Consider the following 12,254-nt stretch of genomic DNA (forward strand, 5'->3'; position numbering starts at 1 on the left):
ACTCAAAACATCAAGCTCACCTTCTGTTGATTGTTCTAAATTTAATATTCTCAAACCAATTCGTGTTAAATTTTCAAGGTACAAACAAAATCAGATATTTATTAATGTGTCTTTTGACACCCTAATCTTCATAGGAAAGTTCTACGACCTTCCCTATGAAATAAAAACGCTCCGCGAGTTGTGCACAGATGCGTAAGGAAATTATTTGCCTGCGGCAAATTGCATCTGGCACGCAAAGTTGTCAAGCCCCTCAAAGAGTGAGGGGATGCGAATGAGCATATTCACAAACTAATGTGAATATGATTGACAAACAAATAGAACCTGCTATAATTTTAAATATAAAACATATGCACGATAAATATAGCAAATGCACAAATGGAGGTATTGGCATGATCACAGATATGGGGACAATTTTACGAAAGGCAAAAGCAGAAGGATATGGTGTTGCGGCGCCGAATGTATGGAACAGCGTTACAGTAAAGAGTGTTTTTGAAGCCGCTGAGGAGCTGAAGGCACCGGTAATCTTTGACTGCGCAGGAATCCACAGCCTGGAGGAAACGATAGACACAGTGAATTACTATAAGCATAAGTTTCCAAATGTATCCGGAGCAATCAACTTAGACCACGGCGGAGATTTTGAAGAAATTATTACAGCTATCCGGTGCGGATGCACATCTGTTATGGTAGACCGCTCTACCCTGCCGTTTGAAGAAAATGTAAAAGAGGTTGCGCAGATCGTAAAGATCGCCCATGCTGTCGGAGTTTCTGTGGAGGCAGAGCTGGGACATGTGGGACAGGGGTTTGAGTACGAGCAGACCAGAGATTCGGGACTTACGAGGAAAGAAGAGGCAGCCGAGTTCGTGAAGCAGACCGGGGTTGACTGTCTGGCAGTATCTGTGGGAACTTCCCACGGCGCTTATAAAGGAACTCCAAAGCTGGAATTTAAATTGCTGGCCGAGCTTCACCGGATGCTTGATATTCCGCTGGTTCTTCACGGGGGATCTGGAACGGGAGATGAGAACTTGCAGAGAGCGGTGAAAACAGGAATACAAAAAGTGAACTTGTGTACAGACTTGAGTAATGCAGGGCTTGCAAGGTTAAAAGAGTATCTTGGAATTGACTATGACAGTATTGTAAAAGACGGAAGTCTCGGAGAGTTCGGAAACCAGAGTGCCAACATGTATGACTTGTCAAATGCTATGGGAGAAGGCTATAAGAACTTACTGAAACATTATATGAAATTATTTGGCGGAGAAAACAGAGCATAGAGACTTTTAGGACAGTAAAAAAGGAGTAGATTATGAGCAAAGAGAAAATGAGATTTGGATGCTTAGTAAAAAAAGGAGTGGCAGTAGTCAGGGAAAGAGATTTGCCGGAAATCGGTGAGTATGATGTTCTCCTGAAAATGAAAGCCTGCAACATCTGCACTACCGACTACGGACAGTGGCTTGGTCTGAGAGAACACCAGGGATATCCGATGGCAGGAGGACATGAGGCTGCCGGCATCGTAGAAAAAGTCGGGTCCAAAGTGACTGATTTCAAGATTGGTGATCTGGTGGCAACAGGATATGAGGGCTGCGGAAACTGTTCTGCCTGCCGGAACGGGCAGGTGGACCAGTGTGAAGACATAAGAAAAGACACGGAAGATGGATACCGCTGGGGCTTCTTCGGTTTTTCAGACTACTGTGTAAAAAGTGTGAGGGGCATTTATAAAATAGCAGCTTCTGTTCATCCGGCTGAAGCAGGCTTTTTAGAGCCGCTGGCTACAGTACTCCACGGGGCAAAAAAGTTAAGGCTCAAGCCATTTGATACCGTGGTTGTCATCGGGGCAGGAACAATGGGGCTGATCAACGCACAGGTGGCAAAGGCTTATGGATGCCGTGTGATTGTATCAGAAATGATTCCGAAGAAAATTGAGACTGCCAGAGCCATGGGATTCGAGGTAATCGACTGCAGTCAGTCAGACCCGACAGAGGAAGTAAGAAAGCTGACAAAGGAAGACGGTGCAGATGCGGTCATTGCAGCTGTGGGAGTCACGGCAGCAAACGATCAGGGTCTTGAAATGCTCAAGGAAAAGGATGGTAAGCTTTTACTGTTTGCGGCAGGCTATCCGGCACCGGGATTACATATTGATTCCAACGAAATGCATTACCGAAGGATGGAACTGATCGGAACGTTCGGCGCCGACAATGAGGATTTTCAGGAAGCCGCAAGGGCGCTCAGCACAGGGGTTGTAGACGTCTCAAAATTAATTGAGGAAAAAACATTCAGTCTGGATCAGATACAGGAGGCATTTGAAGCAGCAAGCCGGCCGGGAATGTACAGGGTAAGTGTCCTGCTGGACCAGTAAAAAGGAAAGGAGAAGGATTCTAAGCAGAGCAGAAATACAGACCCTTATGGATATTGAAAAGAGTGGGGTGAAGCTGTATTTTCAGATGCAGTCAACCGACAGGAAAAACGATTTCTTTAATGCAGGCCATATTATTGCTGGAGCTGACCATTGTTTCACTCATTTTGGGCTGTCTCGGGATAATTATATAAAAGGATGAATGGTTTAGATTGACGGATCACGTATCATTTCTATATACTAGTAGTAAGACAAACAAATTTGCAGAAGACAGGGAGACGCAGGAAGTTGAAAGACGAACGGTTCATGATGAAAGTTGTAAAGATGTATTACAAAAACGGCATGTCGCAGGTGGATATCGGTAAGAAATTAAACGTGTCTAGAATGACTGTCGCAAGAGCATTGGAGCAGGCCAGAAAACAGGGATATGTACAGATCAAAATCAACTTTCCTGAAAACAGCGCTGCCAACGAAGAAGAATTCCTTGAAGAAAAATTTGACCTCAAAGAAGCGATCATAGCTTATCCCAGAGAGGGGGAGGTCATCGAAGAAATCGGGTTTCTCACAGCAGACTACATGATCAGGATAATGAAAAACCATATGACTCTGGCACTTACAAAGGGGATCACTCTTCAAAAAGCCATTCAGTATCTGGAAAAAGACATGAGGCTGAGGCTGAAAAAGTATAAGGATGTAAAAGTAGTTCCCCTGTCCGGCTCCAATAATCCGCCGGCTTCTGCAGATGAAGAATACCGTCTGGCATATTCCAATTATCTGATCGATGTGGTCGCCAAGATTTTAAAAGTAAGTGCATATCAGATCATGGCGCCGCTGGTCGTTGCAGACGAGCAGGCTAAACAGAAGTTTATGGAAGAAGAGAGTGTCCGCAATGTCATCGAGATAGCGGAAGACGCGGATGTAGCAGTGTTTGGGATCGGTGCATTGGATTACAATTCAACCATCATGAATACAGATATCATTCCTCCGGGGGAATATGATCGTCTAAAAGAAAAGGGAGGGGTCGGCGAGATTCTTTGCCATGTTTTTGACATAGAGGGAAACTTGATTGAAGATTCCTTCAACAAGCGTCTGGTCAGTATTTCATTTGAGAATTTAAAAAAGATACCAATCAGAGTAGGGGTTGCCTACGGCAAAGAAAAGCGGCAGGCAATTCTGGGCGCGCTGAGGGCAGGCATTGTAAATGTCCTGATCACCGACATGCAGGCAGCAGAATATTTGATGGATGTAGAACAATAAAACACATATAAACATAATTTAAGGAGGTCCAAATGAACAATTTCACATACTCTATTCCAACAAAGATTCATTTTGGAAAGGGACAGATCACACATTTATCCGAACTGAGGGAGAGCGGAGAAAAGGTCCTGCTCGTCTATGGAGGCGGCAGCATTAAAAAAGCAGGAATCTATGATACCGCAATGAAGATTTTGAAAGATGCAGGACTTTGTGTGTCCGAACTTTCCGGTGTGGAGCCTAATCCGCGGATAGAGTCTGTGGTAAAAGGAGTTAAAATCTGCAAGGAAGAAAAAATCGACATGGTCCTTGCAATCGGAGGAGGAAGTGTCATCGACTGCGGAAAAGTCATTGCGGCCGGAGCCTGCAGTGAAGAAGATCCATGGGAACTTGTTTTACACCCGGAAAAGATCACTGCCGCGTTGCCGATTTACTCTGTGCTTACATTGGCAGCCACCGGATCTGAAATGGATAAATTTGCAGTCATCTCCGATCTGAAGAAAAATGAAAAATGGGGAACAGCCAGTGAGCACATGAAACCAAAGATGTCCATCATGGATCCGGAGTATACTTATTCTGTTTCCAAAAAGCAGACGGCAGCAGGTACAGCAGATATAATCAGCCATATTTTTGAAAATTATTTTACCAATGTGTCCAATGCTGATGTACAGGCACGGTTTGCGGAAGGCCTTTTAAAGAACTGTTTTTACTATGGACCTATTGCACTGGAACACCCGGATGATTATGACGCCAGGGCCAATCTCATGTGGACATCCAGCATGGCAATCAACGGCATTCTTTCAGATGGAGCCGAGGTTGCATGGTGTGTGCATCCCATGGAGCATGAATTAAGTGCATTTTATGATATTACCCACGGGGAGGGACTTGCAATCCTCACACCTCACTGGATGGAGTTTGCACTAAATGAAGCTACCGCGAAGAAATTTGCAGACTATGGAAGAAATGTCTGGAATCTGCCGATGGCAGAAGAAAATATGGAGACAGCGAGAAAGGCCATAAACTGTACGAGAAAGTTCTTTAGGGACATGGGTCTTCCTACTACATTGAGAGAAGTAGGGATCGACGAAACCTATTTTGACATCATGGCAGAAAAAGCGGCGGCAGGTTGTAGAGGCTCCTTTGTAGAGCTCACGAAAGAAGATATCATTCATATTTATGAAAATGCATTATAGGTTCAGAGTAAAATAACAGAAAAAGGCCGGGGTCCTGTCCATGGGAACCGGCCTTTTCTGATGCGTTCTCCTGATGAGTGATTTCTTTTTCAAACACACTGTTCCAGTCCGCGAAAAAATACAAAACATTACAAAGTTATTGAGATAATTTCTTGTTTTAATTTTAACAATATGATAAAATAAGCTAGAGCAAATGAGCTTAAAAACATTACTTACATATGAGTGTGGGATGTTTATTATTTATTCACTGAAAGGAGTTTCAACATGATTTATTCACATGAAGTAGAACAAATGTGTACCGTAGCTCAGGGTGTAAACCACGGAGCTGCTCCAATCCCTGAAGAAGCAAAATGGATCAGTGCAAAAGACGTAACTGATATTTCCGGGCTGACTCACGGTATTGGCTGGTGTGCACCTCAGCAGGGGGGATGTAAGTTAACTCTGAACGTTAAAGAGGGAATCATTCAGGAAGCATTGGTAGAGACTATCGGATGCTCTGGTATGACTCACTCAGCTGCTATGGCATCTGAAATTTTACCGGGAAGAACAATTTTAGAAGCATTAAATACAGACTTAGTATGTGATGCTATCAATACAGCAATGAGAGAACTGTTCTTACAGATCGTATACGGAAGAACCCAGAGTGCTTTCTCTGAGGACGGGCTTCCGATCGGAGCAGGTCTTGAAGATTTAGGAAAAGGTTTAAGATCTCAGGTTGGTACTATGTACGGTACACTGAAAAAAGGACCTCGTTACCTTGAAATGGCTGAAGGATATGTTACAGGAATCGCTCTTGACGATGAAGAACAGATCATCGGTTACCAGTTCGTAAACTTCGGTAAGATGATGGATTTCATCAAAGCAGGCGATGACGCTCAGACAGCTTTAGACAAAGCAAAAGGTCAGTACGGCAGAGTAGATGATGCTGCTAAAATCATTGACCCAAGAAATCAATAGGAGGTAACGAACATGGCTTTATTTGAATCATATGAGAGAAGAGAGAAACAAATTCTTGCTGTATTAAAAGAATATGGTATTAATTCTATCGAAGAAGCTGCTGAAGTTACAAAGGCTGCAGGATTAGATGTATATGCTCAGGTAGAAGGCATCCAGCCAATCTGTTTTGAAAATGCAAAATGGGCTTACACCGTGGGTGCTGCCATTGCAATCAAGAAGGGCTGCAAGAGAGCTGCAGACGCTGCGGCTGCTATTGGTGAAGGCCTTCAGGCATTCTGTATCCCTGGATCAGTAGCAGACCAGCGTAAAGTAGGTCTTGGACACGGTAACTTAGGAAAAATGCTCCTGGAAGAAGAAACCGAGTGTTTCGCATTCTTAGCAGGACACGAGTCTTTTGCTGCTGCAGAAGGTGCGATCGGTATTGCCGAGAAAGCAAACAAAGTACGTCAGAACCCACTTCGTGTTATTTTAAATGGTCTTGGAAAAGATGCTGCACAGATCATTTCCAGAATCAATGGATTTACATTTGTTGAAACTAAGATGGACTATTCCACAGGAAAAGTAGAAGAAGTATTCAGAAAATCTTACTCTGAAGGTCTGAGAGCAAAGGTTAACTGCTATGGTGCAAATGATGTAACAGAAGGTGTTGCAATCATGCACAAAGAAGGCGTTGACGTTTCTATCACAGGAAACTCAACAAACCCAACACGTTTCCAGCATCCGGTTGCAGGTACATACAAAAAAGAATGTATCGAACAGGGTAAAAAATACTTCTCTGTTGCATCCGGCGGAGGTACAGGCCGTACACTTCATCCGGACAACATGGCTGCAGGACCGGCTTCTTATGGTATGACAGATACTATGGGACGTATGCATTCTGATGCACAGTTCGCAGGATCATCTTCCGTACCGGCTCACGTTGAAATGATGGGTCTGATCGGAATGGGCAATAACCCAATGGTAGGTGCAACTGTTGCAGTTGCAGTTGCGATTGAGGAGAGCGCCAAAGAAGGTAAATTCTAAATAATAGATTAAAAAAGTATCAAGAAATGGCTTAAAACCGTGGGTTTTAGGCCTTTTCTTTTTGGTGTAAATATGTGGAAAGAAGTCCTCAGATTCAATAAAAATACATGCGTTGGTTACACGTTGGTTACAAATTGGTTACCTGCTTTGGTTACCTACGAAAAATAATTGATAAATTTAGCGTCGATTTTTATTGGAATTTAGGGATACAGATGAAAAAAAGGCTATGTATCCCTAAGTAGTTGACATCCAACTTTTGTATCCCTAAAAAGGATATAATGAAATTTTTTGTATCCCTATCTTGTATTTCTGCTTTCTTTATGTATCCCTAAGTAAAAAATTATGAAAAGGGTAGCCCCAAAAGGCGTAATAAAAGAGACCCTGGAGTGATTTACCAGCGTCTTTTTTATTAAAGCTATGATTTAATTGTATGAAAAATAAAGTAAGAGCCATTCTTCCTTTAGAGGTGGATTAACTTACTTAAAGAAATGTCCCGGATTAAATTTTCTCTTACATAAAAGTGATCATAAGCAAAATCAAATAAGTTATTAAAACATGATTTTACCTTTTCTCTTGCGGCGTTGGTAATATGGATTAAATCACCTTTCTCACTTATACGTGTACCTGATAATAAAAGTTCCCTTATGTCATGTAATGTTATAGAAGCAACATTTTTGTTCCAATAAGGTTTGCTAAATGCATATCCGGAATCATATATCCGATAATTTTTCTTTGGAAAACGATGCTTAAAATATCTCTTAAATACTTGAAAAAGATCCTTTAGGGAAATCTCACGAGGCTTCTGATTTCGGAGATATTTATCCAAATAAGATACAGCTTGTTCTTCCTTTTCAAAACAACCAAGGTGTATCCGAATTCTGGTACCATCAAGTTTCTTTTTAGAGATAACGACTTGCCATGGCTTTTTTCTATTTTTTCCAATGCATCGGATACATCCTGTACCTTTTTTTCTCCTATTCATCATACGCTTCTCCTATGCTGATGATTGCCTGCTTCATTTTTTTCATTATTTCTTCATCATAAACTAAGGGTTCTCGTCTCCGATCATGTACTTCTAATAAATGTTTTAGAATATATGGATCCAGTTTGACTTTCTCTGCGGTAGATAGGAATGTGTTTCTCATGTCTCCGATGGTATGAGTACACGAGAGCATTCTTAAAATTTTTTGATATCTTCCACGAAAAACATCATATGTCATCGATCCGCCCGTTTCATCAGCAAAGAGGAATTCAGAATTGGATTTTGAAGAAAATTCAGCAACCACATCGAGAAGTTTTGGATTGAGTGGAATTGGATGCATATATTCCCCAATTTTATCGATTGGAACCCTAAGTATTCCATTGGATAGAAGGTCCTTTCTTTTGATCCGCACAACCTGGCCTGCCGATATTCCATGATACAAACAAATCAAGACCGGTCTTATGATATATGAAATATAAGGATTGTTTGCGTTATCCCAAAGTATATTTATTTCTTCTTTAGAGAAAAGTCTTTGATTTTTACTTGATTTTGGAGCCGGGTTAAATTCAATGCTTCTTGGAATGTTTCTTTCTAGTAAAATCCCTTCAGAAATAGCATAATCAAAGATCCTATTTAAAAAAGATTTTATCTTTTGCTTTGTATTTGGAGAAGCTTTGATCTTTCCTCTGGCAGGGTCTATCCTATACGAAGAAGTGATGCACTGCACAATATCTTCTCTTACTATACAGACAACTCTTTTCTTATATAGCTTATGACAATAAGGGTATACATAGCGATCATTGTTTGAAAGTAGACCCATGTTCAAACAGGTATGATATAGCATTTCAAACGTTATATTACAAAAAGAAGTCGAATTTCTTTTGAAGCCATCAAGTGCTTTATTGGCGGAGCTTTTCGTTGGATAAAGACCAAGAGAAGTCCGATGGCCTTCCGTAGAAGGAGATAAAGCTTGATAATATATTTGTCCATTTTTCTTTTTGATTTTTCGAATTGTACCATCTCCATTCCGTCTTTTCATAACACATCACCATCGTATTTAAATTTTTTCATTTGGTTGATGTACCACGGGAATTCGGGAGATATATAGCAATCTTCCGTTACATCATTCGCAGTAGAGTGCCCCATAAACTTCTTTATAGCGAAAGCATCCATTCCGGATGTTTTTGCTATAGTAGCAAACGTAGTTCTAGAATCATGGGGAGTATGGGGCCCTAATTCTAAATGCTCTATAACTCTGTTGAATCGATACCTATAATTGTCATAACTCAGGTTTTTTCGTCCTGTGCTATGTCTTGAAATATATGGATCATTAAACAAATATGGACTTTTTAATTTTATAGCAAGGTTATAATAATTATTAATAATGTCTTGTATATCTGGATGAATGGGGACTGATCTTAAATATCCATTTTCAGTCTTTTTTCCAGCTATAATGTATCCTTTATCAGGGAATGTATTTTCAACAAGAATTTCTATGAGTTCTCCTGGCCTCCATCCCATAAAAATATTTACATAAATAAAGTCAGCAAACGGATAATCTAGCCTGGACTTAAGAACTTTTCTTTCTTCATTTGAAAAAGGAATGTGACGCTTATGCTGGCGCTTATATGCCCGCTTGACTTCCTTGCTTATTTTGAAGTTTCTAGCAAGATTAACCGGGAGAATACTTTCGGCAGTCACTAAATCATACATTTGATTTAAAATTGATTTAATCCTCATAATCGTATTTGGAGATGCCACGATTTTTTTGCCGCAATCATTTATGTAGTAAGGAGTACTGTTTAAAAATCTCATCAGATGAACAGTTTGTAGTCCTGTTATTTTCTCATGAGCAATCTTACTGCAGTATCTCCACTGATATTTTAAATCATCTGCATAATCAGGATTTGTTTCAAAAATAATCTCATAAAGTTTTAAAAACACTTCATTTAGTGTCATATCTTTATTTAAAAATTCATAAGGATTTCGTTCATAATTATCAATGGCTCTTTGAGCTTCAGATTCTGTCTTAAAGACGCCTAGACTTTTTCTTTCTGGAATAACGACGTCTTTTACCTGATCATAGTGGTAACCAGAGACGACCCGAGCCCATTTCTTTTTTCGTCTTTTCCCTTTTAGAGTAGTGATGCTTCCTTGTCCGTTTGCTCTTTTCAATTTGGTTCACGCTCCTAACTTACGATGATATCGTATGACAGAAGATGCAATGCCAATAATTACGCAATTACAACTATCCATAATACATCTGAAATATCTGAAATTACATAGTGAAATATAAGAAGCATGGTGAGTTTCCTGGCTAAGATAAAAAACCTCTGATTTTAAAGAACTTTACAGGTTTTCTCAAAGATAAAAGAAAGTGCTATTGCACGGGTAATGATATGTTTTCTAAATAGTTTGTCAAATTTCGCCACCAGGATGGCAAATAATTGCATTTTTACTCTATTATACATACAGAGTATATCATATTTCTAAATTAATTCAACATAATTTTTGTACAAGCATATTTCAAAATTTGTATCTTATCTTTTTTTTGCATACTACTAATAGAACTTATTTTTATGGATGAATCGGAGTGGGCATCAAGATACTTCCGGTTCATTTTTTATGTAAAAAAGGAGGAATTTATGAAAAAAATATTGATGAGATACATAAAAGAGTATACGAATAATGAGGCGTTTGAAAAAAGAGTAGATGGCGCTATCTCATTGGTATTTCGACTTTCTATGTGTATTATGTTGTTCGTTTATCTTATGATTCGTATGAATGAAGGCCTGCTAAATTTGTCAACACTTTGTATTATTGGTGTTGTTATCTTAGCGCTGGCATTTTCGAAACACTAATGAAGGAGTCGGACATGTTTACAACAATTGAAGAAGGAATGAAATTTTTAGAAGAAACTGTAGTGCAAAGAAGCAAATATAAGAGTCTGGATTTATTTGATAAAAGCTGCCAAATTAGTGTGCAGCTTATCCAACTTGGAGCAGATCCGAAAGAAGTAATGAATGCCTTATTGCCTTAAAAAGGGAGCGTATGCTCCTTTTTTTGTTTTATGAGGCGTTTTTATTTATCAATTTAGTGATAATTATTTAGTTTATCAGCTTGGTGATAATATAAAAGCTAGAATTCTTTAATAAAAAGCCAACGGGAGTTTAGTCTTAAATAGTAAAATCGCAGTTTTTAAAAATTGCGCTTCTTTAGAAACATAAGTGAAACACCCCGATAAATATTATACTTCTTGCCCTTTTCCTGCCCCATTTATGCATACAAAACTGCCTTTTCTATAATATTTTGCGGAAACCCATCTCAAATACGCAGAAATTCGTCCTAAATATCTTTTCGCCTCCTCCCCATCAACAGAATCTTCCGCCCAAATCCCATTTACCAGTAAGTTGATAACGATTTTCTTCTATGAATTTATCAATAAGTTGATAAGCAGGAAGAATCCCATTATGATGAATCACCAAGCTGATAACAAGTAGGGGAGAACGTCATCCACTCATAAAGGATTTTATTTATCATAAAGCTGATAAACAAAAAAGGAGCAGAACTGATCCATGTTCTATTGATTTTCATTTACCACTAAACTGATAAAAGTTACTTTTTATCCTATATAAAAGTCACTTTCCTATTTTAAATAGGACTTTCTTTCTCATGAGGGTAATCCCTATCTCCACTTTTTCTATTAAGAAAGTACACATAGTCTTTTTCAAGGAATCTCCTGACTTTTTATAAATTATCCTGTCATGGGATAAGTAGAATGTGTCATAGAGAAAAGGGGTTTTTACCTAGTCAAGACCACTTTTTCTTTTCCTCTTATGAATATCTGCATACTATTTCTGAACAGGTCATTGATGGAAAGGAGTATGAATGAAAATATTCTTATTCCGTCCAATATCAAAGGAGGAATCTCAATTATGAAAGAAAATGTACATGTGTTTATCATTAACGGATATCCGAGGAGTGGAAAGGATACGTTTATTGATTTATGTAAAAAGGCAGCGATGGAGCACAATAAAAAGGGGAAAGGTTCCATCTTCATCAAGTCTCATTCTACGGTAGATACCATTAAGGAGATTTTTCGAATCTTTGGATGGAACGGGGAAAAGACGGAAGTTACCAGAAAACAGTTATCCGACTGTAAACAGTATCTGACAGAAAAATTTGACCTCCCATTCAAGGAATGTGTGAATATCGTCCATACATTGGAGGACGAGGCTCATGATTCAAATCAATACGTTTTGTTTCTTCAGGTAAGGGAACCAAAAGAAATCCAAAGATTAAAGGATGCAGTTGGCGCAAGAACTATCTATATAGATCCGGAAAAACGTAGGAAAAAAACACAACAAAGCAATATGGGCGATGCAAATGTAGAGTGCTTTGAGTATGATCTCCGTATTATAAACAATGGGTCACTCAAAGATTTGGAGAGAAAAGCATGGTGTTTCATTGAGAAAATAACTTTATGAGCTTATTCTTG

12 protein-coding genes are annotated in these 12,254 nt (G+C 39.3%); 9 read left to right on the plus strand and 3 right to left on the minus strand.

Annotation, left to right across the window (positions count from 1 at the left end):
• Positions 1-389: 389 nt before the first annotated feature.
• The 6 genes from CI597_RS08245 to CI597_RS08270 all read left to right on the plus strand — a co-directional run bounded on the left by CI597_RS08245 (position 390) and on the right by CI597_RS08270 (position 6,774).
• Positions 390-1,268: a class II fructose-bisphosphate aldolase gene (locus tag CI597_RS08245; protein WP_024727298.1), complete on the plus strand. Its 879-nt coding sequence runs from the start codon at positions 390-392 to the stop codon at positions 1,266-1,268.
• Positions 1,269-1,300: 32 nt separating this feature from the next.
• Positions 1,301-2,350: a zinc-dependent alcohol dehydrogenase gene (locus tag CI597_RS08250; protein ID WP_024727299.1), complete on the plus strand. Its 1,050-nt coding sequence runs from the start codon at positions 1,301-1,303 to the stop codon at positions 2,348-2,350.
• Positions 2,351-2,635: 285 nt separating this feature from the next.
• Positions 2,636-3,604, plus strand: coding sequence for a sugar-binding transcriptional regulator (locus CI597_RS08255; RefSeq protein ID WP_143266070.1), 969 nt, complete (start codon positions 2,636-2,638; stop codon positions 3,602-3,604).
• A 32-nt stretch (positions 3,605-3,636) separates the two neighbouring features.
• Positions 3,637-4,794: an iron-containing alcohol dehydrogenase gene (locus CI597_RS08260; protein ID WP_024727301.1), complete on the plus strand. Its 1,158-nt coding sequence runs from the start codon at positions 3,637-3,639 to the stop codon at positions 4,792-4,794.
• 264 nt (positions 4,795-5,058) lie between these two features.
• On the plus strand, positions 5,059-5,751 hold the full coding sequence (locus CI597_RS08265; protein WP_024727302.1) for an iron-sulfur cluster assembly scaffold protein: 693 nt from the start codon (positions 5,059-5,061) through the stop codon (positions 5,749-5,751).
• Between the two features lie 12 nt (positions 5,752-5,763).
• Entirely contained in the window at positions 5,764-6,774 is a 1,011-nt protein-coding gene (locus CI597_RS08270) for a GGGtGRT protein (RefSeq protein ID WP_024727303.1), read from the plus strand.
• Positions 6,775-7,234: 460 nt separating this feature from the next.
• On the opposite strand, the gene CI597_RS08275 is transcribed toward CI597_RS08270, so the two are convergent.
• Genes CI597_RS08275 through CI597_RS08285 form a run of 3 tightly spaced genes read right to left on the minus strand, consistent with a single transcriptional unit; the run spans position 7,235 to position 9,931 of the window.
• Positions 7,235-7,759 carry a hypothetical protein gene (locus tag CI597_RS08275; RefSeq protein WP_024727304.1) on the minus strand — a complete coding sequence of 175 codons (525 nt, stop codon included), beginning with the start codon at positions 7,757-7,759 and terminating at the stop codon, positions 7,235-7,237.
• Positions 7,749-8,795 carry a tyrosine-type recombinase/integrase gene (locus CI597_RS08280; protein WP_024727305.1) on the minus strand — a complete coding sequence of 349 codons (1,047 nt, stop codon included), beginning with the start codon at positions 8,793-8,795 and terminating at the stop codon, positions 7,749-7,751. The genes CI597_RS08275 and CI597_RS08280 overlap by 11 nt, the downstream gene beginning before the upstream one ends.
• Positions 8,792-9,931, minus strand: coding sequence for a tyrosine-type recombinase/integrase (locus CI597_RS08285; RefSeq protein WP_024727306.1), 1,140 nt, complete (start codon positions 9,929-9,931; stop codon positions 8,792-8,794). The genes CI597_RS08280 and CI597_RS08285 overlap by 4 nt, the downstream gene beginning before the upstream one ends.
• A gap of 470 nt (positions 9,932-10,401) precedes the next feature.
• Here CI597_RS08285 and CI597_RS08290 point away from each other — a divergent pair, with 470 nt between their 5' ends.
• From CI597_RS08290 to CI597_RS08295, 3 genes are all read left to right on the plus strand, one after another.
• Positions 10,402-10,617, plus strand: a complete 216-nt coding sequence (locus CI597_RS08290; protein WP_024727307.1) for a hypothetical protein — start codon at positions 10,402-10,404, stop codon at positions 10,615-10,617.
• Positions 10,618-10,631: 14 nt separating this feature from the next.
• Positions 10,632-10,796 carry a hypothetical protein gene (locus CI597_RS17930; RefSeq protein ID WP_155854008.1) on the plus strand — a complete coding sequence of 55 codons (165 nt, stop codon included), beginning with the start codon at positions 10,632-10,634 and terminating at the stop codon, positions 10,794-10,796.
• Positions 10,797-11,691: 895 nt separating this feature from the next.
• Positions 11,692-12,243: a hypothetical protein gene (locus CI597_RS08295; protein WP_143266071.1), complete on the plus strand. Its 552-nt coding sequence runs from the start codon at positions 11,692-11,694 to the stop codon at positions 12,241-12,243.
• The last annotated feature ends 11 nt before the right edge of the window (positions 12,244-12,254 follow it).

The sequence above is a fragment of the Anaerostipes hominis (ex Lee et al. 2021) genome, assembly GCF_002270485.1.
GTDB lineage: Bacteria > Bacillota > Clostridia > Lachnospirales > Lachnospiraceae > Anaerostipes > Anaerostipes hominis.